Consider the following 26241-nt stretch of genomic DNA (forward strand, 5'->3'; position numbering starts at 1 on the left):
TGGACGAGATATGAATGCAGCGACAGCGCACACACGCAGCGCAACTCAGCGGCTCGCGCGCGGCGTGAGCAGCGCGCGCTTGACCCGCTGCAAGGCGCGATAAGGCAGGATCAGATGTAGCAGATTCTTCGCGAGGCCCAACCAGTCGTAGGGATTGGCCACGTTGAAGTAGCGCAACTGCAAACGCAGCGTCGAGCCGATCTGCTGGCGTCGCTTCGTCGCGCTGATACCGCCTTCGTTCAGCTCGTAATACAGGCCGAGTTCCGGCAGATTCGCGCAGTCGTAGCGTTCCATCAGACGTACGAACAGATCGAGGTCTTCCGCCGAACGATACTCGGCGCGATAGTTGCCCACCGTGCGCACGGCATCGATACGCAGCATCATCGACGGATGCGCGAGGCATGAGCGGAAAAAGCGCTGGCGCCGGATCGCGTTCGGCTCGGCCGGCGGGCTCAGCATGAAAAGCGGTTCGCCCGCACGGGTGACGACCTGGGTCCACATGCCGAGGCCCGCCACATGAGGATGCGCTTGCAAGAATGCGCGCTGCTTCGCGAGCCGCCGCGGCACCGCGCGATCTCCCGCGTCGATCCGCGCCGCATAGCGAAAGCCGCGCTGCGCGAGCGCGTCGATGCCGGTTTGCAGTGCGCGCTCGATGCCGCTGTTCTGCGCCATGCGCAGCACTTCGATCTTCAGGTTCGGCAGCGTGGGCGCGACGATCGGCGGCGTGCTGCCGTCATCGACGATCAGTACGTGCACCAGCGCACTTTCCTCGAACGACGCGAGCGTAGAATCGACGTCGGCCTGGCCGTTGTAGGCAGGCATCAGCACCGCGACGTCGTCGAGCGTGGTTTGCGCGGTGGCGGATAGATTCGTCATGGGCGCAATTTGAAACGGATGTAATAAAGATTGACCGACGCGGCCGCCAGATAACCGGCCGCGAGACCCACGAGCGCGCCATATGCGCCGAGTCGCGGGATCGCGAGCAGATTGACCGCGAACGCGACGGCGAGCGCGAGCAGCCACTTCGCGAGCAACACGAATTTGGCCTGATACTTGAGGACGACCAGATTGCCGATCGCCTCGATACCGGCCGGCACGGAGAGCCACACGGCCCAGCGGAAGATGTCGATCGCGCCTTCGAAATCCGGCCCGAACACGTGGCGGATGATGAAGCCCGCAAGCAGATCGAGCACCAGCGCGCCGCCCAACATCAGCACGGCGGTCAGCGCGGTGAGCCGCCACATGTTACGGCGCAGTTGCGCGATGCCCTGGACACGATAGACGAAGGCCGGCGCGATGGTTTGCGCGAGCATCAGCGCAAGCGTGATCCAGTTCTCGTTCAACTGCTGGGCGGCCGAATAGCGTCCGAGGTCGGCGAACGAAATTGCGCGTTCGAGCATCAGCCGGTCCAGTTTCAGGAACAGGTACATACAGATGAGTCCGAGCCAGAACACGGTGCCCGCACTCGCGAAATGCCTGAAGAGCGTTCGGTCGAGATGCCAGCCGAGCTTGCCGCCATGGTGACGCATGAAGTAGAGCAACAGCACCGCGCCGATCGCCGCCGATTCGAGCGCCCACAGCCAGCCGAAGCGCGCGGGCGTGGCCATCGCGCGCACCAGCAGATAGACGAGGCCGGCCTTGATCACCGCGGTGCTCATGCTCGTGAGCAATTGCGGCTTGCTGTAGGTCATGCTCTGTAGCCACGCGTTGATCACACCGACGAACGGCTCGCGAAACAGCATCGTCACCGCGAGGCCCGCGAGCATCGCGCCGACGAGCGGCTCGAACAGATGCAGTGCAATCCCGAGCCACGTGAGCAGCAGCGCCACGGCCGATACGGAAAAGCGCAGCGCAAAGGCGCTGCCGAGCACGGTGCCGAGTTGTTCGGGCAGCCGGTTGACGATGGTCGGTACGAGGATTTCCGCGCCGCAGACCCACGTGATGGGCGAGAGCACCAGCAGCAGCGTGTTTGCGTACTGCCATTTGCCGAATGTATCGGGCCCGAAGTAGCGCGCGAGCATGCCGCTGATCACGATCGCGACGGCGATCTGCGTGAGCCGCTCGAGCCCCAGCCAGACGATGTTCGTCAACGCGCGCGAGACGTCCGGATTGGCGAAGCGCTTGAGCGTCAGCATCCGTTGGCCGTTCGCCGCTGCGCGTCGCACAGGCCGCCTCGCGCGGCCAGGTATGCGGTGCCATGCGCGTTTGCCCGCCCGGCCGGCGGCCTCGGCAACTTTGCTAAAGGAGGGCGTCTAAGCATTAGAATGGCGGTACTCAGGCTGGTCAGAAGAACGCAATTATAAGTTGGAACCGGACCGCTTCCGGCAAGGGCGCATCGAGGCGTATACCACGCATTTTTAACGCGAGCATTACCGCGGTTTTTTTGTGCGATTTTTTACGCGATTTTTACCGGTTATCGTCGATGCCCAGGTCAAAATTTTCCATTGCACGCAAGTGAGCCAACATGATCTCCAAATCCATTTTCAAGGCGTATGACATTCGTGGCGTCATTGGCAAGACGCTTGACGCCGACGCCGCGCGTTCCATCGGTCGCGCGTTCGGCAGCGAAGTGCGCGCGCAGGGCGGCGACGCGGTCGTGGTCGCGCGCGACGGGCGCCTGTCGGGTCCCGAGCTGATCGAGGCGCTGTCCGAGGGTCTGCGTGCGGCCGGCGTCGATGTGGTCAACGTGGGCATGGTGCCCACGCCGGTTGGATACTTCGCGGCGAGCGTGCCGTTGAAACTCGCGGGCGGCGAGCGCCGCGTCGATTCCTGCATCGTCGTGACCGGTAGCCACAATCCGCCGGACTACAACGGCTTCAAGATGGTGCTGCGCGGCGCGGCCATTTACGGCGAGCAGATTCTCGCGCTGCATCAGCGCATCGTCGACGAAAACTTCACGCAGGGCAGCGGCTCGTACACGGAGTACGACATCGCCGACGCGTATCTGGAGCGCATCACGAGCGACGTGAAGCTCGCGCGCCCGATCAAGATCGTAGTCGATACCGGCAACGGCGTGGCCGGTGCGCTCGCGCCGAAGCTGTTCAGGAAGCTCGGCTGCGAACTCGTCGAACTGTTCACCGAAGTCGACGGCAACTTCCCGAATCACCACCCGGATCCGGCGCACCCGGAGAACCTCCAGGACGTGATTCGCGCGCTGAAGGAAACGGATGCGGAAATCGGCTTCGCGTTCGACGGCGACGGCGACCGCCTCGGCGTCGTCACCAAAGATGGCCAGATCATCTACCCGGACCGTCAGCTGATGCTGTTCGCCGAAGAAGTGCTGTCGCGCAACAAGGGCGCGCAGATCATTTACGACGTGAAGTGCACGCGCAATCTCGCGAAGTGGGTCAAGGACAAGGGCGGCGAGCCGCTGATGTGGAAGACCGGCCACTCGCTCGTGAAGGCGAAGCTGCGCGAAACCGGTGCCCCGCTCGCCGGCGAAATGAGCGGCCACGTGTTCTTCAAGGACCGCTGGTACGGTTTCGACGACGGCCTGTACACCGGCGCGCGTCTGCTTGAAATCCTCACGCGTGTCGCAGACCCGAGCAAGCTGCTGAACTCGCTGCCGAACTCGCACTCCACGCCCGAGCTGCAACTGAAGCTCGAAGAAGGCGAGAACTTCGAGCTGATCGCGCGTTTGCAGCAGAACGCGAAGTTCACCGGCGCGGATAACGTCGTCAAGATCGACGGCCTGCGCGTCGAGTATCCGGACGGCTTTGGCCTCGCGCGTTCGTCGAACACGACGCCCGTCGTCGTGATGCGTTTCGAAGCCGACGACGACGCGGCGCTCAAGCGCATCCAGGAAGACTTCCGCCGCGTGATTCTCGCCGAGAAGGCCGATGCGAAACTGCCGTTCTGACGGCTGATGCGGCGGCGCGCTTCGAACCTCGTTCAGACGGGTCGAAGCGTCACCACCGTCGAACGCGGCGCGGGTTGCCTTACCGCGCCGCGTTTTTCATGCGTTTCACAGATGACGCGCTAGAATTGCGGTCCTCTTAACGCATCTTCGAGCCGGATAGCCGGTTTCCCCACTCTTGAGCGCGCAAAAGATACTGATCGTGAGGGTGTCGTCGCTGGGCGACGTCGTTCACAACATGCCCGCAATCGCCGACATCCGGCGCCGCCATCCCGATGCGCAGATCGACTGGCTCGTCGAGGAAAGCTTCGTCGGGCTCGTGGAACTCGTGACCGGCGTGCGGCGCGCGATTCCCGTGTCGCTGCGGCGCTGGCGCAAGCGCATCCTGTCCGTCGACAACTGGCGCGAGATCGGCGCGTTTCGTCGCGCGCTCGCCGCCGAGCACTACGATCTGGTGATCGACTGTCAGGGGCTCATCAAGACGGCGTGGGTCGCGAGCATGGCGCGCGGTCCGCTCGTCGGCCTCGGCAACCGCACCGACGGTGCCGGCTACGAATGGCCGGTGCGCTTTTTCTACGGGCGGCGCGTGCCGATCGCGCCGCGCACGCATGTGGTCGAACGCACGCGGCAACTGGTGGCCGCTGCGCTGAATGATCCGCCGCCGCAACCCACCGACGACATCGACTTCGGTCTCGACACGGGGCGCGCCGCGCTGGCGCTGTCGCAGTCGAATCTGAACCTGCCGGTGCCCTACGTGGTGTTCGTGCACGCGACTTCGCGCGCCGACAAGCAGTGGCCCGATGCCGCGTGGATCGAACTCGGGCAATCGCTCGTGCGGCGTGGCGCGTCGATCGTCCTGCCATGGGGCAGCGACGCCGAGCGCGCGACCAGCGAGCGGCTCGCGAAGGAGTTCGGCGCGGCCGCGATCGTGCCGCCGAAGCTGTCGCTGCCGGCCGTGGTCGGGCTGATCGACGGCGCGGCCGCGACGGTCGGGGTTGATACAGGTCTGGTTCACATCGCCGCGGCACTGAAGCGGCCCACGGTCGAGTTGTACAATTTCTCCACCGCGTGGCGCACCGGCGGCTACTGGTCGCCGAACGTCGTCAATCTCGGCGCGGCCGGGCAGCCGCCCACTTTGCAGCAGGTCAAGTCGGCGCTGGCCGCATTCGGCCTGCTGTAACCGGGGCCGGCAGTCTCAGCACCTGCTGTAACCCGCCGGTGCGCTTCGCCTTGCGCACCCTCCGTTCCCAAGGGCGACCATGAACGAAACCCAGATCATCGAAGTAGCGAACGCCGACTGGCACGGCTCCAACCTGTCCGTGCCGCGCGAGACGCTGCTCGCCGGCGTCGAGCGCGGCAAGGTGCTGTACTTCCCGAACCTGCGCTTCGCGATCGACGGCGGCGAGCAGGCGCTGCTCGACCCCGCGCTCGCCGATCCGAACCGCAAGAACATCAGCCTCGAGCCGAATGGCGGCGCGTTGCATGGCGTGGCCGGCGATGCGGTCACGCAGTCGGCGGTGCGCGCGTTGATCGCGCGTTATCAGGCGAATGCGCGCACGCTCGTCGACGGGCTCTTTCCCGAATACCACGGCAAGCTGCGTGTCGCGCCGACGAGCCTGCGGCTGCATCAGGTCGAGACCCGCGAAACCTCGTGGCGCAAGGACGATAGCCGTCTGCATGTCGACGCGTTTCCGTCGCGGCCGAACTACGGCGAGCGCATCCTGCGCGTGTTCACCAACGTGAACCCGAATGGCGTACCGCGCGTGTGGCGCGTCGGCGAGCCGTTCGAGGACATGGCGCAACGGTTCCTGCCGCGCATCAAGCCACAGATGCCGGGCACCGCGTGGCTGCTGAATCTGCTGCATGTGACGAAGTCGCTGCGCAGCGAGTACGACCACCTGATGCTCAGTCTGCACGACGGCATGAAGGCCGACCTCGACTATCAGAAGACGAGCCCGCAGGAGACCATGCCGTTTCCGCCGGGCAGCGTGTGGGTGTGCTTCTCCGACCAGACCTCGCACGCGGTGATGTCCGGTCAGTTCATGCTGGAGCAGACTTTCTTCCTGCCGGTCAAGGCGATGGCGCAACCGGAATGCGCGCCGCTCGGTATTCTCGAGCGCCTGAAGGGCAGGGCGCTGGTTTGAGCGCGGCGGTTGATCCGAACGCCGGGCCAGTGCCGGCCAGCATCGCGCGCATGCGTGCCCTCAGCTTGCCGAGGCAGGCGAACCACGCGGAGCGCCGATGCTAAGAGCGATCTATCGCGCGCTCTGGTGGCTCATCGCGCCGCTTGCCGTGCTGCGTCTTTTGATTCGTTCGCGCAAGGAGCGCGGCTATCGCGAGCATATCGGCGAGCGCTTCGGTTACTCGCGCGGTCGCTTGCCCGAAGACGGCGCGCCGTTGATGTGGGTGCATGCGGTGTCGGTCGGCGAGACGCGCGCCGCGCAGCCGCTGATCGATGCGTTGATGAAGGCGCGCCCCGACGCGCGGATTCTGCTCACGCACATGACGCCGAGCGGCCGCGCGACCGGTATCGAGATTTTCGGCGAGCGTGTGCTGCGCAGTTATCTACCGTATGACATGCCGCACGCGGTGCGGCGCTTTTTGCGCGCGTGGCGGCCGTCGCTCGGTCTCGTGATGGAAACCGAAGTGTGGCCGACTCTGATCGACGAGTGCCGGCGCGCCGATGTGCCGCTCGTGCTGACCAACGCGCGGATGTCGGCGCGTTCGTATAAGCGGGCGGCAAAGTTCGGTGGCGCAACGAAGGATGTGTTCGGCGGCTTCGCGCGCGTGCTCGCGCAGAGTCCGTCCGATGCCGAGAGGTTGACCGCGCTCGGCGCGCGCAACGTCGCGGTGCTTGGCAATCTGAAGTTCGACATGAGTACGCCGCCCGAACTGGCGGCGCGCGGCCATGCGTGGCGTGCGGCGATCGGCGCGCGGCCCGTGTGGGTGGCGGCGAGCACGCGCGAGGGCGAAGAGGCGCTCGTCCTCGAAGCGTTCGCGGCGCTTGGCGTCGACGATGCGCTGCTGATTCTGGTGCCGCGTCATCCGCAACGCTTCAATGAAGTTGCGATGCTCGTCGAGAAGGCGGGGTTGCGGCTCGAACGTCGATCGAACTGGGCGCCTGATGCGAAGGTCGCGTCGGCGGCGAGTGGCGCAGGCAGCGTGTCGCCGTTACCGCACGACGTGAACGTGTTGCTCGGCGATTCGATGGGCGAGTTGGGCGCTTACTATGCGGCGTCGGATCTTGCGTTTATCGGCGGCAGTCTGTTGCCGCTCGGCGGACAGAATCTGATTGAAGCGTGTGCGGTCGGGGTGCCAGTGCTGATCGGACCGCACGTGTTCAACTTCACACAAGCCACCGCCGATGCGGTCGCGGCGGGTGCCGCCGTGCAGGTGCAGGACCCGGCCGATCTGGCGCGCGCGCTGCGCGAGCTGTTTGGCGACAAGGCACGGCGGCTTGCGATGGGGGGTGCGGCTGCCGCGTTCGCGGCAAGACATCGCGGGGCGACGGCGAGGACGGTGGATGTGTTGGCGGCGTTGTTGCCGGAGTAGGGCTGGGTGGGGGGCGTCGCGCTTCTTCCGTGAACCAGTCGCGGTGAGCCACTGGGTCCATGGTGAGTCGATCGTTCTGAAGCGCGAGTACACGGCAGGGATACCCGAATTACGGGTCCTGCTTGCGCGTCTGCATTTCACGAGCGAACATCGGCGCGCCTGAATACGTGTAAAGCACGACCGAGTATGCTGCAGCTTGCCTGCAAAAACGCTCGACAATCGTTTGCATAAATTCAGAGTTTGGCTAATTGACGCTGCTAGTCTGTCCGTCATAGTAGTGCGGCCCTATTCATCCAGGAGCGCACCGGATCAATGACAAGCAATCCCGCACCGAATACACCCCAGACACCGCAAGCGCCCGCGACACGCCTCACGCAACTGGCATTTGCGTTTCCCTTTCTGCACAAGGCGCAAGGCAATCCCGGGGCGTCAGCCCCATTCACCGATGAGCACGACATCTACCGGCTGCTCGCGGCAAGCGAGCCGTCCGGTTCGTATCTCGTCAGCCGCAAGGGCATGTGGCACGGCGGAATTCACGTTACGGAAGCAGGTGCCGGGCAATCACTGGACCTTGAAGCCGGCTTGCGCTGCATCGCGGACGGCGTGCTGATTGCCTGGCGCGCGAACCGGGACTACCCGCTCAGCGAACTGGCAGTGGACGGCGGTAACAGGCCGTTTCAGGCGCCCTACAGTACGGGCTTCGCCCTCGTGCGCCACGAGATGGAGTTTCCGCGTGGCACGAAGCTGAGGTTCTACAGCCTGTACATGCATCTGATGTCCAACGCGGACTATGACAGCAATTTCCCGAAGCGGCAGAAACCGGCGTACTGGCCGCGGCAGTGGACGATCACGGACTACGCGCAGGACCGGCCCTCACCGCGTGCCGGACAGACTGCCGATGGACAGATTGGCCTGCGTGTGCGACAGGCGCCCAACGGCCAGATCATTGGCATCGTGCCTCAGGGCGCGAGCGTAACCATCGGCAACAGGAAGAAGGAGCCAGGGGGTACGTGGGGCCAGTTGACGGACCTGAATGGAGCAACGCTGTATCCGCCTGAGGCGGGTGGCTATGTCACGCCCCCTGTGGCCATTACCGGCTGGATTTATCTGGGCGCGCAGAACGGCGGACCGGTCGCGAAGGAGATCATCCCGGATTCGATCTTCGACCGGGTAGTCGTCACAACGGACCGGACGTGCAGCCCGGGTGATCCGCAGGGAACAGGCGGGGGAATTCCCGTCAAGGCGGGCGACCTGATCGGCCACCTTGGGCGCTATGACTCGCTGGACCAGTGCACGGCTGGAACGAGGATGGCGCACGTCGAGGTGTTCTGTGATGAGAACATCAAGCAGTTCATCAAGGCCGGCCGCACCTGGGTCAACAGCAACGGCGTGAACGCGACCCAATGGAGTCAGCTTGGCCTGTCCGCAGACCCGACGATTCTGCGCCTGGAACGTGGAACGACCCTGTACCGTGATCATGGGCAACCCGCACGGGATCCGGAACAGACCGATGTGACCCAGGTTTGCGCGTTTGCCACACTGCCGCACGATCCCGGTTACCTGTTCATCGAAAAAGACGCCGGCGACGACGGGTACAAGTGGCGCTGGTGGAAAGTGGACGCCGCAGATGTGCAACGCAATCCGATCTCAGGGTGGGTGCGTGAGCAGAGCTTTGCCGGGGGGCGCGTCACCCGTGAGTATTCGCAAAGCTGGATCGATTTCGAGTGTCACGACGAGGACCACGATCCGACGCATACCATTTTCGCGACCGCTGGCGACTATGTGGACTATGCGCTCGGCAGCGATGTGCCCGGTGCGGGGTCCATTGCCAGGCTGAGTCCGCTCATGAGTTCAATCTACGGCGTCCTTTATCCGAGCGGTGACGGTGCTCATGCGGCGGACGAGCTTTGCAGTGCGGGACTAAGCCCCCAAGGTTCCGGATTTCCGTGGGCCGCGTTCAGGGCATCTCGTCTGATTCCAAAGCACGAGAGCGAATGGGCCAACCCGGCAAAGTGGCAGAAACTGGTCAGCGCAATCGAGCACCGCACCGGGCCGAAGCCGGAGCATGAAGAGGAGAAAAAGCGTATCGCGAAGCTTGTGTGGTGGGACGAGGTTGCCGCTGGCGTCTCCGGCTTCCCGGGTTCCGATGTGTATCACATCAATCCCATTGCGCTCGCTGGGAATTTTATCAATACACAATCATGCGATTGCATCAACTATGAGGCAATTTGGGTGTCTCACCCGGCGCCGGCATATAAAGACAGTCAAATTGTGAGTTGGAGTCATTATCGACTACCAATTGACACTTCGCCGGGTCGAATAGCCGGTAACAGCCGAAGGGGTGGCGATGCGTCAAAAGACGCCCAAATTAAAGTTATAAATTATATAGTTCAAAAAGGCCGTCAGTATCACCTGAGCAGGGAAGATATTGCGATGGTCATGGCAATGACTCGTCACGAGTCCGGCTTTAATCCTGATGCTGCCGCAGGCACGACTTCCGCTTCAGGGTTGGGTCAATTTGTCGACCAAACAGCAGGCTCGTACGGAATCAATACAAATAGTCAGCGTTTCGATGCAGAACAAGGTGCTGATGCGATGGTGAGGCACTATTTGGAAAATAAGCGACTTGCAACCGCTGGCGGGGCCACTGGCAGGAATGTCTTTGTGATGACATACGCGTATCACCATGATGGCCCAAGTCTGGCATACGGTGGAAAAGAAATATCGGAATCTAAAGTTATGCCAGTATTTGATCTTATCTTGAATAGCATTTGTTCTAATGTGGCGGACTGAGAACAGGCATGAAAGCAATATTATTAATTCTAGCGGCAGTCTGCGCAACCGGTTTTGTATACGCTTCCGAACCTCTCGCATCTGTGGAGAGTCAAGACCTTGGGCCAGTCCCACGAGTAATTCGCTCAACCATCGAATCGGACATCTCCTTTAGACCTTATGGGTCGCTAAATTGCAAGGTGCAAGGAAAAAAAATTCCGCTGTCATCGAATAGTTCGGTCTCTACATGGTTTGTCACGACTAGTAAGGCTTGTGGATGGGGCGCGGCGCTAGGTCCCATATGGCTAGTGGAAAAGCCGTCAACAGGCAATCCGTCACTCATGCTTTCAACTGGTGGCTATAGTGTGGCGATTGCCGGGAAGTCACGCGGTGGTTTTGTTGGCATTGCCATCGTTTCTGGAACTGCTGAGGAGAGTGTTCGTAAGCGGTACTTTTTTGACGGTCAAAAGTACGCGCCGAGCACAAAGTAAACCAGTTGGAGTGCTCTTTATTAGAAAGGCAAGAGTGTTTCAAAGAGCACTCCACGTTAGCTCATGCCATCCCGGTGTGTGCATCGGATGTGGGCGTGCTCAAGCCGCCGGAAGAGTATCAGATGGAACACTATCGCATTATGAATCATCTGCCAATCGCGCATTCATGCCGTCAACGAACAGCCTCCGGGATATATTGCGCTCGATACACAAAGGCGGAGATTGATTGCGTGCATCCGCCGACGTTTCCAGCGTGCTATTGATGGAATTAATTGCGTTCCATTAATCATTTCCCATCATCATAGGGTGCATCTGATATATGAGATACTTGAAAATTGGAATTATTCTGGTAATTTTTTTATCATCCACCGCCAACGCGGAAGAGCGGAATTATTCACAGCAATTCGTGCAATGTAGTAAGACGGTATCCAGTGCCGGTGGTCAGTCAGATTGCGTCACTGCCGAAATTGCATTTCAAAAAAAACGATTAAATGTTGCTTATTCGAATGCTGTTAAAAAACTTGCACCCGAAGATAAGGCATATTTAGACAAAATTCAGCATGAATGGATTACGTGGAGGGATGATAACTACAAATTCCTCGCGGAACACGTATCAGGTGCGTTCGGCACGACTAGGGCAACAAGCCTCGATTTTATGCTGCGTTCCGTGTTCGATAGGGCAAGCGAGCTTGAAATGATTTCGGATGAAATGGGTGCTAATTAAATTTCATAGAAATTTAGCTGTGTGGGGTTGAGTCGGCGGCGTATCAATGGCTCACGACATGCGCCGCTCACGCTTCCATCATCTGGCGGCGCTGTTCCACTTGGGGCCCATTCCCTATCGTCCAGTTGTAGTCGAAATGACATCGGCTGCGGGGGGTGTTTTCTGCCCGCATGGCGTCGGAATGATTACGCCCCCCGGAAAGAACCGCCTGACGGGGGTTGTTACCGGTGACGAACTCTTTGAGGCCATACCAGACAAAAGCCCCGCTCAGCTTTATCTGGCGGGGCTTCGTGGTGAACGGCTGCAATCGGTTGGGAGTATGTGGCGCCTAGGGCTGGAATCTGGGAATCGAACCGAGTGCCGCGATGCCTTATGCCGCGGACGTGTTGCCGTGGTGGTTTTAAGGAGTTACCACGGAAGTTGCCACATCAACCAACACGGCTCCTACGTCGGCAAAGGGTTCGACTAATATAAGTGCCATATTTGATCTGAGAGAGCGCAGACCATGGATTTTCCGGGTGAGAACCTTGTCATCAAAATGTGGGATTCTTTGGTCGACAAGGGTATCGGTTCATTCGTCAAGCCGTGGCAGGCCCGTCGCGCCGCGCGCGCGGACTTGTCCAATCGAACGGAGGAAATACTTCTGCTTGCGCAAGCAGAGCATGACGCCGCAGAGATTCGCGCAGGCACAAAAAAAGTCCATCGAGAGGGGCAGCGGGTTCTGCTGCTTGAGCAGAACACAGAGGTCGTGGACGGACGGGCTGAGCCGCAGTTGAACATGACTCAGCTGATTGCTGCGGCCTCTCAGGCGAGGGGCGCTCAGGCCGTATTGGATGAGGTCAACGTTGCGAAGTCGGTTCTACACGCAGAGGCCTTGCTGCGTAACGATGATACGCCGGTAATAGACAAGCCCGTAGATGCAGACTGGCTGAGGAATTGGCGTGATGGTGCCGCTCGGGTGTCGTCGGATGAGCTTCAGTCACTGTGGGGAAAGATTCTCGCCGGTGAGGTCAAGGCACCAGGCTCGTGTTCTCTGCCCACTCTCGACTTCGTAAAAAATCTGTCGCAAGAAGAGGCACATGCAATCGAGCAAATTTGCCCCTTCATATTCCAAGAGGGTTTTATCTTCAAATACGGCGTTCTAGGCGACATGCAGGGGAGCATCAGATTCGAATATCTGATGTTCCTTGAAGAACTCGGGCTCATCAACATGGCGGGCGGCATGGGTCTCTCTGCATCTATACCGAGTTTGGTTCCGGACGGTTTCGTCAGGCCTTTGCTTACGAAGGAGCGGGCTATTGTGGTGACCGGACAGGATGCAGCCAAAAAGCTGACGCTCCAGAACTACCGAGTGACGCCGCTCGGTGCGCAAGTGTTTGCATTAAATCCAGTCGCCGCTGACGAAGCGTATCTGAAGGCGGTCGGAGAAGCATCTGCGGTGCAGGGGTTCGAGGTAAAAATTGGGCAGTATAAGGAGATTGATGGCGGGCGGATTCAGGTGTTTAACGATGTCCGAGTGGAAGCGCCAAACGCAAATTCAAGCCAATAGATCAGCAAATTATTGGTGAAGGCTCGTGACCCACGAGTTTCTGCAAAGCCGGATCGATTTCGAATGTCACGATGAAGACCACGATCCGACGCACACCATTTTCGCGACCACAGGCGTTCGAAAAAACCACCCCTCACACCTTCAACAACCCCTTCTTTTCAATAAACTTCACCACCTCGTCGAGCCCCTCGAGCGCCTTCAAATTACACATCACAAACGGCCGCTCACCTCGCATTTTCTTCGCATCCGATGCCATCACATCGAGGTTCGCGCCCACCAGCGGCGCGAGATCCGTCTTGTTGATCACGAGCAGATCCGACTTCGTGATTCCGGGCCCACCCTTACGCGGAATCTTCTCACCGCCCGCAACATCGATCACATAAATCGTCAGATCCGACAGCTCCGGGCTGAAGGTCGCCGCGAGGTTGTCGCCGCCCGATTCGATGAACACGATGTCCGCGTCCGGAAAACGCGTGAGCATACGGTCGACCGCTTCGAGGTTGATGGACGCGTCCTCGCGGATCGCCGTGTGCGGGCAGCCGCCCGTCTCGACGCCCATGATCCGCTCGGCCGGCAGCGCGCCCGCCACCGTCAGCAGACGCTGGTCCTCTTTCGTGTAGATGTCGTTCGTGATCGCGACGAGGTCGTACTGGTCGCGCATCGCCTTGCAGAGCATTTCGAGCAGCGTGGTCTTGCCCGAGCCGACTGGGCCGCCGACGCCCACGCGCAGCGGGGGCAGCTTCTTCGTGCGGGTCTGGGCAGGGGAAGCAGGATGATGAGATGCGTTCATGATGGATCGTGTGATCGTATTACGAGCGGAAGAGCCGCGAATACTGCGACTCGTGGCGCGCCGACAGAATGCCGAGCTGCGGCGCGAACGTGTTGAGGTCGTCAGGCGAAGTCGCGAGCGCACGCGCGACGGCTGCGTCGATCGGCTCGCGCAGCGCGACGATGATGCGCTGCCCCGCGAGCTGGCCGAGCGGTACCGCCTTCAATGCGGCGGCGGCCTGGTTCTCGACCCAGCTGAACGCATAGGCGGCGAGCGCGGCATCGACGGGAGCATCGTGCGCATAGGCGGCGAACGCGAACGCGGTCGGTTGCGCAAGCGGCGTGAGAGACGCGAGCGTCGCGCGTCTGGCCGCGTCTCCCCATTCGAGCGACACGCATAGCTGCCGCAGCGACCAGCCCATCTGCTCCGTTTCGCGGCGCAGTTCGGCGGACTCGCGACTCGCGAGAAATTCGGCGTTGGCGTCGGCGAGTTCGACGGCGTCATGTGCGCGCCAGCGTTCGATCTGCTGCGCGAGGAACGGCAACTCGCCGCGCGCGAGCACGTCGGTCAGGCCGCGTTCGATCCATCTGCGCGCGGAGTCGGCGTCGGTGATGAGCTGCGCTTCGATCGCCGCTTCGAGACCCTGCGAATAGCTGAACGCGCCGATCGGCAGCGCCGGCGACGCGAGATGCAGCAGCGCGGTAAGTTCAGCGATGCGCATGATGATGAGAATGGTGCCCATGTCCGCACGATTCGTCGTGCACGTGATCATGGCCGTGATCGTGCGAGTGCGAAGAGCCTTCATGGCCATGCGCGTGTTCATGCTCATGCCCATGATGCTCGTCAAACACCTGCTGCGCGAGCGCATAGTCCTCGGCGAACGTCTCGTCGTGCCCATGCTTGTGCCCGCCGCCGTACGCACCGGCTTCGGGCTGGAAAGGCAGCGACACCTGTTCGACCGTAGCGCCGATGCGCGTAAGCATGTCGGCGAGCACCGGATCGTATTCGAGCTTCAGATAATCGGCGCCCACTTCGACCGGCGTATGACGATTGCCGAGGTGATACGCAGCCCGCGTCAGTGTCAACGCATCCGCAGCGCGCACGTAAAGCACGGCTTCATGAGCAGCAACGACACGCACGAGAGCGCCGTCATCAGCGACGAGCACGTCGCCATCGCGCAGCACGGTGCCGCGCGGCAACAGCAATGCGACTTCCTCGCCGTTATCGAGCGTCGCGGCCAGACGGCTCTTGCGACGTTCATCGAATGCGAGCGTCAACGTCGGCGCGCGCTTGACGAGTACGGGCGCAATCTTCAGATGCGGTGCGAGAAGTTTGTTCAGGGTACGCATGGTCAGAACAGGAAATAGCGTTGCGCCATCGGCAGCACGGTGGCTGGATCACAGGTCAGCAACTGGCCGTCGGCGATCACCTGGTAGGTTTCCGGATCGACGCTGATGCTCGGACGCCACGCGTTGTGAATCATGTCGGCCTTCGTTACGTTGCGGCAGTTCTTCACCGCGACGACGCGCTTGCTCAAACCATAGCGCTCGGCGACGCCCGCATCGGCGGCGAGCTGCGACACGAAGGTCAGCGATGTGCGGCCCAACGCGCCGCCGCGCGTCGCGAACATCTCGCGATAGTGCACGGGCTGCGGCGTCGGAATCGACGCATTCGGATCGCCCATCTGCGCCATCGCGATCATGCCGCCCTTCAGGATCAGCGACGGCTTGATGCCGAAAAACGCCGGTTCCCAGAATACGAGGTCGGCCCACTTGCCCGGTTCGATCGAACCGACTTCATGCGCGATGCCATGCGTGATCGCCGGATTGATCGTGTACTTCGCCACATAGCGCTTCGCGCGGAAATTGTCGTGGCGCGCGTTGTCCTCGGGCAGCGCGCCGCGTTGCACTTTCATCTTGTGCGCGGTCTGCCACGTGCGAATGATCACTTCGCCGACGCGGCCCATCGCCTGAGAATCCGAAGAAAGCATCGACAGCGCGCCGAGATCGTGCAGGATGTCCTCGGCCGCGATAGTCTCGCGACGAATCCTCGATTCGGCGAACGCGATGTCTTCGGCAATCGACGGATCGAGGTGATGGCACACCATCAGCATGTCGAGATGCTCTTCGAGCGTGTTCACGGTGTATGGCCGCGTCGGATTCGTCGACGACGGCAGCACGTTCGCTTCGCCGCACACCTTGATGATGTCGGGTGCGTGGCCGCCGCCCGCGCCTTCGGTGTGATACGTGTGGATCGTGCGGCCCTTGAACGCGGCCACCGTCGTTTCGACGAAGCCCGCTTCGTTCAGCGTATCCGTATGGATCGCGACCTGCGTGTCGGTATCGTCGGCGACGGACAGACAGTTGTCGATCGCCGCGGGCGTCGTGCCCCAGTCTTCGTGCAGCTTCAAACCGATCGCGCCCGCGGCGATCTGTTCGGTGAGCGGGGCCGGCTGGCTCACGTTGCCCTTGCCGAGAAAGCCTAGGTTCATCGGATAACCGTCGGCCGCTTGCAGCATGCGTTCGAGATGCCACGGCCCCGGCGTGCAGGTCGTCGCATTCGTGCCGGTCGCGGGGCCGGTGCCGCCGCCGAGCATCGTCGTCACGCCGCTCGCGAGCGCTTCCTCGATCTGCTGCGGGCTGATGAAGTGGATGTGCGTATCGATGCCGCCCGCGGTCACGATCAGTCCTTCGCCCGCGATGACTTCGGTGGCGGCGCCAATCGCGATCGTCACGTTCGGCTGGATGTCGGGATTGCCGGCTTTGCCGATCGCGGCGATGCGGCCGTCCTTGATGCCGATGTCGGCTTTCACGATGCCCCAATGGTCGAGGATCACCGCGTTCGTCACGACGGTATCGACGACATCGGCACGCACGCGCTGCGACTGGCCCATGCCGTCGCGAATCACCTTGCCGCCGCCGAACTTGACCTCTTCGCCGTAGGTCGTGAAGTCGCGTTCGATCTCGATCAGAAGCTCGGTGTCGGCGAGGCGCACGCGATCGCCGGTGGTGGGGCCGAACATCTCCGCGTATGCGCGGCGGCCAATGCGTAGTGTCATGGTGTGGGTCCGGAATGAACAAGGCGGAGCGGAGCGCTCGAAACGCCAGGGCGTGGGCGTCGCATTACAGCTTGCCCATCACCTTGCCGTTGAAACCATAGACGATGCGGTCACCAGAGAGCGCGACGAGTTCGACCGTGCGCTCCTGGCCGGGCTCGAAACGCACCGCGGTGCCCGCCGCAATGTTCAGGCGAAAGCCGCGCGCCGCTTCGCGATCGAACGACAGCGCGTCGTTCACTTCGTAGAAATGGTAATGCGAGCCGATCTGCACGGGACGGTCGCCGGTATTCGACACGATCACCGTGACCGTCGCGCGACCCGCGTTCAGTTCGTGCTCACCGTCGTCGATGAGGAGTTCGCCGGGAATCATGGAGCCTGCCTTGACGCTGAGGAGTTCAGGGAATCGGATGATGGACGGTCACGAGCTTCGTTCCATCGGGGAATGTCGCTTCGACCTGGATGTCGGGGATCATCTCGGGCACGCCCTCCATCACGTCGGCGCGCGTGAGCAGCGTGGTGCCGTAGTGCATGACCTCGGCGACGCTCTTGCCGTCGCGCGCGGCTTCCATCAGCGCGGCGGTGATGAAGGCGACCGCCTCCGGATAGTTGAGCTTGAGGCCGCGCGCGCGGCGCCGTTCGGCGAGCAGGGCGGCGGTGAAGATCAGCAGCTTGTCCTTCTCGCGAGGTGTCAGCTTCATCGGGTGTGAGTCTCGGCGTTGTTGTGTCGTGGTGGCGTGATCGTTGCGTTGCGTCGCGTCGTGGTGACGGGGTCCTCGCGTCGCGCCATCAGCAGGTCACGGTATCAAGTCCGGCTAACGGCGCGCTTACAACCGCGCTGGCAGGATTACAGATCGGCGGGCAGCGGCGCACCGAACCACTTCTTCGACATCGCACCGAGAGTGCCGTCCTGTCTGGCCTGCGCGATCGCGGCATCGACCTTCTGTTGCAGGCGCGGTTCGTTCTTGTTCATGCCGACGAAGCACGGCGAGTTCTTGATCACGAACTTCGGCTCCGGACGGCGCGGCGGATTCTTCGCGAGGATCGCGGCCGCGACGATGTTGCCGGCCGCGATCAGTTGCACCTGTCCGGACAGGAAAGCGGCGATCGTCGCGTTGTTGTCTTCGAAGCGTTTGATCGTCGCGTTCGGCGCCATCTGCGTGAGGCCGATTTCCTCGAGCGCCCCGCGCGTCGCACCGACGGTCTTGCCGGTGAGATCGGCCGGACCGCTCACCTTGATGTCGGCGGGACCGAACACGCCCTGGTAGTACGGCGCGTAGGCGGTCGAGAAGTCGATCACCTTCTCGCGCTCGGGCGTTTTGCCGAGCGACGAGATCACCAGATCGACCTTGCCGGTCTGCAGATACGGAATGCGGTTCGCGCTGTTGACCGGCACGAGTTCGAGCTTCACGTTCATGGCTTTTGCAAGCAGCGTGGCCGTGTCGATGTCGTAGCCTTGCGGCTTCATGTCGGGGCCGACCGAGCCGAACGGCGGATAGTCCTCGGGCACGGCGACCTTCAGCACACCGGCCTTCGTAATGTTGTCGAGCGTGTCGGCGTGCGCGGCACCCGCATGAAACGCGAGGTCGGCGATGATGGGCAGGGCGAGCAATGCGGCCAGCAAGGCGCGGCGCGCGGGGCGGGAAAGAGTGCGGTTCATGGGGCGTGAGCGGTGGTGGTGGTGTCGTTGATGTCGGGTTGTCGCCGGCTTCCTCGTGGCCGGCCGCGAAGTGGCGAATCCGATGCAAGCTATGTGCCATCGCGACGTGGTGTGACTTGTCGGCACGCAACGCTGACTCGCGCCCATCGTTGGGGCCTGCGCGTGCGCCGAAGTGGTGCGCGAAGTGTGTGATCAAGACGAGAGGGGGAATGGCGCGCTCAGGTCGACCAGATCCGCAACGGCACCGCCGCGACGCCATGCACGACCGGCCGCAATTGCAGCCAGTAGCGCGTGAGCGCGTGCTGCAGCGTTTCCATCGACCGCGACACCGCGCGCACGAGCAGCACGCCGCGCGTCACACACGACGCAGCCGCGCGCAACGTTTCGTCGAACGGCAACTGCGCGCTCAGCGATTCGGCGAGCGCGTCGTCGCACGCGGCGCCGACGGCCCACAGCGTGCCGTAGGCCGGAAAGCCGGCGAGCCCCTGCGGCGCGTCGCGCAGCGGATCGTCGGCGGTCAGGCTCGCGCGTTCAAACCACAGCAGCTCGCCATTTGCGCCGACGATGCGCGACACCATGCGCAAGCTACCCGCCGACCAGCGTTCGCCTGCCGCCTGCCGTCCGAGCTGCGTTGCGTCCCAGCCGATCGCGCTCGCGCCGGCGGCGAGCGTCAGCGAAAAATCGAGTTGCGCATTCGCGTGATCGAACACGATGTTGTTCTGCGGCAGCCAGTCGAGCTTCGCACGCTCGCCGACCTGCAGCGCGATGCGCTGCCGTGCCGCGCGGCCATTCGACTTGTACCACTTGGTTGCGCCCGGCGTCGTGAGCACCGCATGCGTGTGCGCGGCGAGCGTGATGTCGATGTCGAGTTGATCGCCACCCGCGACGCCGCCGGGCGGATGGACGATCACCGCATGGCAGATCGCCGGGCCTTCCGGATAGAGCGGCCGTTGCACGCGCAGCGGGCCATCGTGAAGCCGGTGCGCGAGCGTCGTGCGCCCGTCACCGCCGACGAAACCGAGTTCGAGACGCGCGCGCCACGGCGTGTGCGCGGTGGCGAGCGTGGCGTGGTTTTCGTGGAGCGACATGCGGATGGATGGGGGATCGGCGTGGTCGAGCGAGGATAGCACGCGTGTCGACGCGCGCAACCTGCGCGATGTCGGCTACGACGCGGTCCCTTCAGGCGAGGCCTCGTTCACCGACAGCACCTTGATGCCCTCCCACTGCGGATGCAATAGCCGCAGCAACGAAAGGATCGCGCGCGGGGTGTTTTCCTCGACGGTCAGCGACTCGCTGCCTGTCAGGACCGCTCTCTTGCCATGTTGGGAGTACTGATATTCGACGTGAACCATCACGGACATGCTTTTCTCCTTACTGAATTGATGTTGTGCCGACAATCCCGGTCGGGTTGCGGCTAACGTACGAGTGTCGGCTCGGCGTGATCGTCCACGCCGCGCTCCGCGCGATTGATGAAGCCGCAGTCGAGCAATAGCTGACAGAAGGCTTCCGGTGAGCATGACGGACCGGTCGTCTCGGCCATTCTCGCGAGCACGTCGGGAAACGACGCGAGCACGTGCCAGCTGTCGTAGTACGCGTGCAATTGGGGCGCGAGTTCGTTGCCGAGCTTTTCCCAGCGCACCGACAGCATGCCGACCGTACCGCCGCTCTCTACGTGGAATAAGCCGAAGGTGACCGCCGACACGACGTTCATCACCCTGCAATACGAGGCTGGGTTTCTGTAGAACTCGCGTCTGACCTGCTTTTTGTCGTCCATGATGTCCACCTGATCGAACCGTTGCGGCGCTGCCTAGCCTGTGTAACGGTTGCGCGGCGGATAACTTGAGCGAGCTTACACGGCTATCAACCCCCTTACGCCGTCCGCATCCATGTTCGCTCCCTCGCCACCGGCGACGATTTCGCCGCGGCTCATCACCCAGTAGTGATCGGCGATCGCTTTCGCGAAGTCGTAGTACTGCTCGACGAGCAGCACGGTCATGCCCATTTCCTCGACGAGCTGCCGCAGCGTGCGGCCGATGTCCTGAATGATCGACGGCTGGATGCCTTCGGTCGGCTCGTCGAGGATCAGCAGTTGCGGCTCGCTCATCAGCGCCCGGCCGATCGCGAGCTGTTGCTGCTGACCGCCGGACAGATCGCCGCCGCGCCGGCTGCGCATGTCCTTCAGCACCGGAAACAGTTCGTAGATGCGCTCGGGGATTTTTTTCGGCGCCTTTCGGCTCGCCGCGCCCACCAGCAGATTTTCCTCGACAGTCAGCCGCGGAAAAATATCGCGGCCCTGCGGCACGTAGGCGAGCCCCTGCGCGACGCGCGCATAGGTCGGCAGCTTCGTCAGCGGTGCGCCACGCCATGCGATCGCTCCGCTTTTCGCGGGCACGACGCCCATCAGGCAGCGCAATAGCGTGGTCTTGCCGACGCCGTTGCGCCCGAGCAGCACCGTCAGCTTGCCGTCGGGCACGGTCAGCTTCACGTCGCGCAGAATATGGCTGCCGCCGTAGTATTGGTTCAGTCGGTCTACTTCGAGCATTGTTCAGTCATCCTGTCGGGTTGACGACGCGCTGCCGCGCTCAGCGGCCCAGATAAGACTCGATCACCGTCTCATCGCGCTTCACGTCGTCGAGCGTGCCGTGCGCGAGCACGCGTCCTTCGGCCATCACCGTCACCTTGCCCGTGTCGCCCGCGAGCGCCGCGACGAACTCCATGTCGTGCTCGACGACCATCATCGAGCAGGTGCCGCGCAGGTGATTGAGCAATTGCGCGAGCTGCATCGTTTCGTCGTCGGTCATGCCGGCCGCGGGTTCGTCGAGCAGCAGCAGCGCCGGTTGCTGCATCAGCAGCATGCCGATTTCGAGGCGTTGCTTCTGGCCGTGCGACAGCTCGCCGGCGAGCCGTCGCGCTTCGCTCTCCAGCCCGATCAGCGCCAGCGTTTCCTCGATGCGCGCCTGCGCGTCGCGATCGAGCCGCGCGCGCAGCGACGCCCACCAGCCCTTGTCGGTCTTCATCGCGAGTTCGAGGTTTTCCCACACGGGATGCTGCTCGAATACGGTCGGCTTCTGAAACTTGCGGCCGATCCCGGCGCGCGCGATCGCGGGTTCGTTCATCCGCGTGAGATCGATCGACTGGCCGAGAAACACCTTGCCGTGATCGGGCTCGGTCTTGCCGGTGATCACGTCCATCATCGTCGTCTTGCCCGCCCCGTTCGGGCCGATGATGCAGCGCAATTCGCCCACGTCGATCGCGAGCGTCAGCGCGTTCAAGGCGCGAAAGCCGTCGAAGCTGACCGTCACGTCTTCGAGGTAGAGAATCGTGCCATGCGAGACGTCGATCTCGCCGGGGACGACCGCGTGCCCCATGCTCGCGACGCCGCTCAACGACCGTTGCCCCGGCGCTTCGGGCAGGTCCAGATCGGGAACCATCGGGTTTTCGTTCATCAGCGGTTCCTCTTGCGCGTGAGCAGATCGGCCAGACCCATGATGCCGTTGGGCAGCAACAGCGGTACCAGCACGAAGATCAGGCCGAGAAAGAACAGCCAGTATTCCGGGAAGTTCGCCGTGAAAAAGCTCTTCGCGCCGTTCACCGCGAACGCGCCGATGATCGGCCCGATCAGCGTGCCGCGTCCGCCGACCGCCACCCAGATCGCCATTTCGATCGAGTTGCCCGGCGACATCTCGCCTGGATTGATGATGCCGACCTGCGGCACATAGAGCGCGCCCGCGATGCCGCACAGCACCGCCGACACCGTCCACACGAACAGCTTGTACGCGAGCGGACTGTAGCCGAGGAACATCAGCCGCGTTTCGCCGTCGCGCACCGCGGTCACGACGCGGCCGAGCTTCGACGTGACGATCGCGCGCGCGCCGATGAACGCGGCGATCAGCACCGCGAAAGTGATCAGCAGCAACGCGGCGCGCGTGCCCTGATGCGTGATCGGAAAGCCGGCGATGCGCTTGAAGTCGGTGAAACCGTTATTGCCGCCGAAGCCGGTTTCGTTGCGATAGAACAGCAGCATCGCGGCGAAGGTCATCGCCTGCGTGATGATCGACAGATAGACGCCCTTCACGCGCGAGCGGAACGTGAAGAAGCCGAACACCCACGCGACCACGGCCGGCACCAGCACGACGAGCAGCAGCGCGTAGCCGAGATTTTGCGTGCCGTGCCAGTACCACGGCAACTGGTGCCAGTCGAGAAACACCATGAAGTCGGGCAGATCGCTGCCGTACTTGCCGTCGTGACCGATCGCGCGCATCAGGTACATGCCGATCGCGTAGCCGCCGAGCGCGAAGAACAAGGCATGACCCAGACTCAGGATGCCGCAGTAGCCCCACACGAGATCGAGTGCGAGCGCCGCGATCGCGTAACACATGAACTTGCCGGTCAGCGTCATCGCGTACGCGGACAGATGAAATGCGCTTGTCTCGGGAATCACGAGAGCCGCGAACGGCACGCCGAGGCCGAACACGATGATCAGCGCGATCAGCGCGAGCCACGCGCGACGCGACAGCAACGCGGGACGCGGCGGCAGGCCGAGCGCGAAGCCGGTGTTGGACTCGCGCGCGCCGCCGGCGCCAGCGGCACCGACGCCAGCCGACGAAGCGGAAGTGGGGCTTGCCGATGAAGTAGCCGATGCCATCTCAAGCCTCCGCGCTACGGCCCTTCAAGGCGAACATGCCCTGCGGACGCTTCTGGATGAACAGCACGATCAGCACGAGCACCGCGATCTTCGCGAGCACCGCGCCCCAGAACGGTTCGATCGCCTTGCTGACGAGCCCGAGACCGAAGCCGCCGAGCACGGTGCCCGCAAGCTGGCCGACGCCCCCAAGCACGACCGCCATGAACGAATCGATGATGTAGCTCTGGCCGAGATCGGGCCCGACATTGCCGATCTGCGACAGCGCGCAGCCCCCAAGCCCGGCGATGCCCGCGCCGAACGCGAACGCATACGAATCTACTCGCGCGGTTTTCACGCCGACGCAGGCGGCCATGCGGCGGTTCTGCGTGACCGCGCGAACAAAGAGACCCAGCCGCGTGCGCGTGAGCACGGCCCACGCGATCGCGACGACGATCAGCGAGAACGCGAGAATCGCGAGCCGGTTGTACGGCAGGATCAGGTTAGGCAGCACGGTCACGCCGCCGCTCATCCACGCGGGATTGACGACCTGGACGTTCTGTGCGCCGAACAGCATGCGGGTCGCCTGAATCAGGATCAGGCTCACGCCGAAGGTGGTCAGCAGCGTTTCGAGCGGGCGGCCGTACAGGTGCTTCAGCACCAGCCGTTCGAGCACGATGCCGACCAGCGCCGCCGCGACGAACGCGGCCGGTATCGCGAGAAGCGGATACCAGTCGAACAGGTTAGGCGCGAAGCGCTGAAACAGGTTCTGCACGACATAGGTCGCATACGCGCCGATCATCAGGAATTCGCCATGCGCCATGTTGATCACGCCGATCAGCCCGTACGTGATCGCGAGGCCGAGCGCGGCGAGCAACAGCACGCTGCCGAGCGACAGCCCCGCGAACAGCGTGCCCGCGATCTGGCTGCGGCGCTGGATCGCATCGAGTTCATCGATGCCGCTTTGCGCGGCTGCGCGCACGCGCTCGTCGCTTTCGGCAAATGTGCCGTCGGCTTTCTTCGCGACTAGCGGGCGCAGGAGCTCGTTCATCTCCAGGTCGTGACGCGCGGCGACCAGTTGCACCGCTTCGAGGCGCTTCGCCGGATCCGGGTCGTGCAAGGCGCTCATCGCCCACAGCGTGTCGAGACGTTTCTTCAGTGCGGGATCGGTCTCCTTCGCGCGCGCGGCGTCGACGAGCGGCTTGATGGACGGATCGGGGTTTTGCAGCAGCGCATCGACGGCGGCTGCGCGCGTCGCCTCGTCGGGCGAGGCGAGTCGCAGGCCCGACAGCGCGCCCGCTACTTTCGAGCGCAGCAGGTTGTTCAGCGTGACCGGCTGGGCGTCGCTCGCGGTGACCGGCTGGCCGGTGACGGCATCGCGTGTGGCGTCGCCGTCCTGCAGCAGAACCGCGCCCGCGTCGGTGGCGAGCGCGCTGTCGTCGGCGAGTGCCTTGAGCACGGCCAGCGACGCGGAGTCGTGCGTGGCGATCAGTTTGTCGATCGCGGCGGACTTCGCCTCGAAGTCGTCGCCGGCGAGCGGCGCAACGTCGGCCTGAGTCAGCGCGAACGCGGCGGACGGCGCGGCGGCGAGAAGTATCGCGAGCGGCAGCAGCAGCAGCGCCGCGCCGCGTCGCCGTACGGAAGTCGGAAATGAAAACGCCATGATGGCCTTTTGCGCAGGGTTGAATCGATGAGCCGATCAGGTGGGCGACGGTGCCGCGTGAGACGTCGCCGGACCTTCAGCGTGACGTGGCCGCGCATTGGCGGGCGCGGCGAACCGCGCGCCACACTGCCGTCGCGAGCCGCCCCGATGCTCAAGCCGACCCGTCAAGCGACTCGCGTGCGCCGCAGGAACGCGGGAATCGAGCTGACCACATCCGGTTTGCCCGCATTGCCGGCGATGAACGGGCTCCACGGCTGCGCGCGAATCGGTCCCTTGGTGCGCCACACGACGTTGAACTGGCCATCCGCGCGCACCTCGCCGATCATCACCGGCTTGTGCAGATGGTGGTTGCCGTCCATCTCCAGCGTGAAGCCCGACGGCGCCGCGAAAGTCTGCCCGACCATCGCGACGCGCACCTTGTCGACTTCGGTGCTCTTCGCTTTCTCGACCGCCTGTTTCCACATGTGAATGCCGACGAAGGTCGCTTCCATCGGATCGTTGGTCACGCGCTTCGAGCCGCCCGGCAGGTTGTTGTCCTTGACCCACGTGGCCCATTGCTTCTTGAACTTCTCGTTGGTCGGGTTGCGCACCGACATGAAGTAGTTCCAGGCCGCGAGATTGCCGACGAGCGGCTTCGTATCGATACCGCGCAGCTCCTCCTCGCCGACCGAGAACGCGACGACCGGCACGTCCGACGCCTTCAGCCCCTGGTTGCCGAGCTCCTTGTAGAACGGCACGTTCGAATCGCCATTCACAGTCGAGATCACCGCGGTCTTGCCGCCTTGCGAGAAGGTCTTGATGTTCGCGACGATGGTCTGATAGTCGCTGTGGCCGAACGGTGTGTAGACCTCCTGAATATCGGCTTCCTGTACGCCCTTCGATTTGAGGAAGGCGCGCAGGATCTTGTTGGTCGTGCGCGGATACACATAGTCGGTGCCGAGCAGGAAGAAGCGCTTCGCGCCGCCGCCTTCGGCGCTCATCAGGTATTCGGTCGCGGGAATCGCCTGCTGGTTCGGTGCGGCGCCGGTGTAGAACACGTTGCGCGACATCTCCTCGCCTTCGTACTGCACTGGATAGAACAGCAGACCGTTCAGCTCCTCGAACACCGGCAGCACCGATTTGCGCGACACCGAGGTCCAGCAGCCGAACACGACCGCGCACTTGTCCTGCGTCAGAAGCTGGCGCGCCTTCTCGGCGAACAGCGGCCAGTTCGACGCGGGGTCGACGATCACCGGCTCGAGCTTGCGGCCCATCACACCGCCGTTCTTGTTGATGTCGGCGATCGTCATCAACGCGGTGTCCTTCAGCGACGTCTCGGAGATTGCCATCGTGCCGGACAGCGAATGCAGGATCCCCACCTTGATCGGACCGCTATCGGATTGCGCGTGCGCGAACGGGACGCGGCCCGCGAGCGCGAGCGCGCCCGACATGGAGCCGAACTTCAACAGACTGCGACGTTTCATGTGTTTTCCCCTTGCCATTGGTGGTCACTGTTTATGAGCGTCAATTTCAGCCAGCCAGGCTGAGCT

At 62.9% G+C, this 26241-nt stretch carries 25 protein-coding genes; 8 read left to right on the top strand and 17 right to left on the bottom strand.

What is annotated here, in order from left to right; genetic code table 11:
• Positions 1–45: 45 nt before the first annotated feature.
• Positions 46–876, bottom strand: coding sequence for a glycosyltransferase (locus tag L0U81_RS03420; RefSeq protein ID WP_233800185.1), 831 nt, complete (start codon positions 874–876; stop codon positions 46–48).
• The gene (locus L0U81_RS03425) at positions 873–2135 is read right to left on the bottom strand and encodes an oligosaccharide flippase family protein (RefSeq protein ID WP_233800186.1); all 1263 of its coding nucleotides are present in this window, start codon (positions 2133–2135) and stop codon (positions 873–875) included. The genes L0U81_RS03420 and L0U81_RS03425 overlap by 4 nt, the downstream gene beginning before the upstream one ends.
• A gap of 329 nt (positions 2136–2464) precedes the next feature.
• On the opposite strand from L0U81_RS03425, the gene L0U81_RS03430 reads away from it, so the two are divergent.
• The 8 genes from L0U81_RS03430 (at position 2465) to L0U81_RS03465 (ending at position 12944) form a co-directional block, all read left to right on the top strand.
• Positions 2465–3859 (top strand): phosphomannomutase/phosphoglucomutase, encoded by a 1395-nt coding sequence (locus tag L0U81_RS03430; protein ID WP_233800187.1) that lies wholly within the window; start codon positions 2465–2467, stop codon positions 3857–3859.
• 235 nt (positions 3860–4094) lie between these two features.
• Entirely contained in the window at positions 4095–5036 is a 942-nt protein-coding gene (gene waaC / locus L0U81_RS03435; protein ID WP_233804193.1) for a lipopolysaccharide heptosyltransferase I, read from the top strand.
• Between the two features lie 79 nt (positions 5037–5115).
• Entirely contained in the window at positions 5116–6000 is an 885-nt protein-coding gene (locus L0U81_RS03440) for a Kdo hydroxylase family protein (RefSeq protein WP_233800188.1), read from the top strand.
• A gap of 97 nt (positions 6001–6097) precedes the next feature.
• Positions 6098–7408: a lipid IV(A) 3-deoxy-D-manno-octulosonic acid transferase gene (gene waaA, locus L0U81_RS03445; RefSeq protein WP_233800189.1), complete on the top strand. Its 1311-nt coding sequence runs from the start codon at positions 6098–6100 to the stop codon at positions 7406–7408.
• Between the two features lie 312 nt (positions 7409–7720).
• Complete coding sequence (locus tag L0U81_RS03450) at positions 7721–10201, top strand: transglycosylase SLT domain-containing protein (RefSeq protein WP_233800190.1); 2481 nt, start codon at positions 7721–7723, stop codon at positions 10199–10201.
• 798 nt (positions 10202–10999) lie between these two features.
• The gene (locus L0U81_RS03455; RefSeq protein WP_233800191.1) at positions 11000–11395 is read left to right on the top strand and encodes a lysozyme inhibitor LprI family protein; all 396 of its coding nucleotides are present in this window, start codon (positions 11000–11002) and stop codon (positions 11393–11395) included.
• Between the two features lie 46 nt (positions 11396–11441).
• Positions 11442–11864, top strand: coding sequence for a hypothetical protein (locus tag L0U81_RS03460; protein WP_233800192.1), 423 nt, complete (start codon positions 11442–11444; stop codon positions 11862–11864).
• 36 nt (positions 11865–11900) lie between these two features.
• Entirely contained in the window at positions 11901–12944 is a 1044-nt protein-coding gene (locus tag L0U81_RS03465) for a DUF2806 domain-containing protein (RefSeq protein WP_233800193.1), read from the top strand.
• Positions 12945–13077: 133 nt separating this feature from the next.
• Here L0U81_RS03465 and ureG read toward each other — a convergent pair whose 3' ends face one another.
• From ureG to urtA, 15 genes are all read right to left on the bottom strand, one after another.
• Complete coding sequence (ureG, locus tag L0U81_RS03470; protein ID WP_233800194.1) at positions 13078–13734, bottom strand: urease accessory protein UreG; 657 nt, start codon at positions 13732–13734, stop codon at positions 13078–13080.
• Between the two features lie 19 nt (positions 13735–13753).
• The gene (locus L0U81_RS03475) at positions 13754–14434 is read right to left on the bottom strand and encodes an urease accessory protein UreF (protein WP_233804195.1); all 681 of its coding nucleotides are present in this window, start codon (positions 14432–14434) and stop codon (positions 13754–13756) included.
• A complete protein-coding gene (gene ureE, locus L0U81_RS03480; RefSeq protein WP_233800195.1) occupies positions 14421–15062 on the bottom strand; it encodes an urease accessory protein UreE in 642 nt (213 codons plus the stop codon). Before ureE ends, L0U81_RS03475 begins: the two co-directional genes overlap by 14 nt.
• 2 nt (positions 15063–15064) lie before the next feature.
• Entirely contained in the window at positions 15065–16771 is a 1707-nt protein-coding gene (ureC, locus tag L0U81_RS03485; protein ID WP_233800196.1) for an urease subunit alpha, read from the bottom strand.
• Between the two features lie 64 nt (positions 16772–16835).
• Positions 16836–17141 (bottom strand): urease subunit beta, encoded by a 306-nt coding sequence (locus L0U81_RS03490; RefSeq protein WP_233800197.1) that lies wholly within the window; start codon positions 17139–17141, stop codon positions 16836–16838.
• Positions 17142–17166: 25 nt separating this feature from the next.
• Positions 17167–17469 carry an urease subunit gamma gene (ureA, locus tag L0U81_RS03495; RefSeq protein ID WP_008923043.1) on the bottom strand — a complete coding sequence of 101 codons (303 nt, stop codon included), beginning with the start codon at positions 17467–17469 and terminating at the stop codon, positions 17167–17169.
• A 146-nt stretch (positions 17470–17615) separates the two neighbouring features.
• Positions 17616–18428 carry a transporter substrate-binding domain-containing protein gene (locus tag L0U81_RS03500; RefSeq protein WP_233800198.1) on the bottom strand — a complete coding sequence of 271 codons (813 nt, stop codon included), beginning with the start codon at positions 18426–18428 and terminating at the stop codon, positions 17616–17618.
• A 218-nt stretch (positions 18429–18646) separates the two neighbouring features.
• The gene (locus L0U81_RS03505) at positions 18647–19516 is read right to left on the bottom strand and encodes an urease accessory protein UreD (RefSeq protein ID WP_233800199.1); all 870 of its coding nucleotides are present in this window, start codon (positions 19514–19516) and stop codon (positions 18647–18649) included.
• A gap of 75 nt (positions 19517–19591) precedes the next feature.
• The gene (locus L0U81_RS03510; RefSeq protein ID WP_233800200.1) at positions 19592–19789 is read right to left on the bottom strand and encodes a hypothetical protein; all 198 of its coding nucleotides are present in this window, start codon (positions 19787–19789) and stop codon (positions 19592–19594) included.
• Between the two features lie 53 nt (positions 19790–19842).
• Positions 19843–20202, bottom strand: coding sequence for a hypothetical protein (locus L0U81_RS03515; RefSeq protein ID WP_233800201.1), 360 nt, complete (start codon positions 20200–20202; stop codon positions 19843–19845).
• 75 nt (positions 20203–20277) lie between these two features.
• Positions 20278–20970, bottom strand: coding sequence for an urea ABC transporter ATP-binding subunit UrtE (gene urtE / locus L0U81_RS03520; RefSeq protein WP_233800202.1), 693 nt, complete (start codon positions 20968–20970; stop codon positions 20278–20280).
• 40 nt (positions 20971–21010) lie between these two features.
• Positions 21011–21874, bottom strand: a complete 864-nt coding sequence (gene urtD, locus L0U81_RS03525) for an urea ABC transporter ATP-binding protein UrtD (RefSeq protein ID WP_233800203.1) — start codon at positions 21872–21874, stop codon at positions 21011–21013.
• The gene (urtC, locus tag L0U81_RS03530; RefSeq protein WP_233800204.1) at positions 21874–23073 is read right to left on the bottom strand and encodes an urea ABC transporter permease subunit UrtC; all 1200 of its coding nucleotides are present in this window, start codon (positions 23071–23073) and stop codon (positions 21874–21876) included. Before urtC ends, urtD begins: the two co-directional genes overlap by 1 nt.
• 1 nt (position 23074) lies before the next feature.
• Entirely contained in the window at positions 23075–24712 is a 1638-nt protein-coding gene (urtB, locus tag L0U81_RS03535; protein ID WP_233800205.1) for an urea ABC transporter permease subunit UrtB, read from the bottom strand.
• A gap of 164 nt (positions 24713–24876) precedes the next feature.
• Positions 24877–26175: an urea ABC transporter substrate-binding protein gene (urtA, locus tag L0U81_RS03540; protein ID WP_233800206.1), complete on the bottom strand. Its 1299-nt coding sequence runs from the start codon at positions 26173–26175 to the stop codon at positions 24877–24879.
• Between the last annotated feature and the right edge of the window lie 66 nt (positions 26176–26241).

Origin of the sequence: Paraburkholderia sp. HP33-1, assembly GCF_021390595.1 — a bacterium.
Lineage (GTDB): Bacteria > Pseudomonadota > Gammaproteobacteria > Burkholderiales > Burkholderiaceae > Paraburkholderia.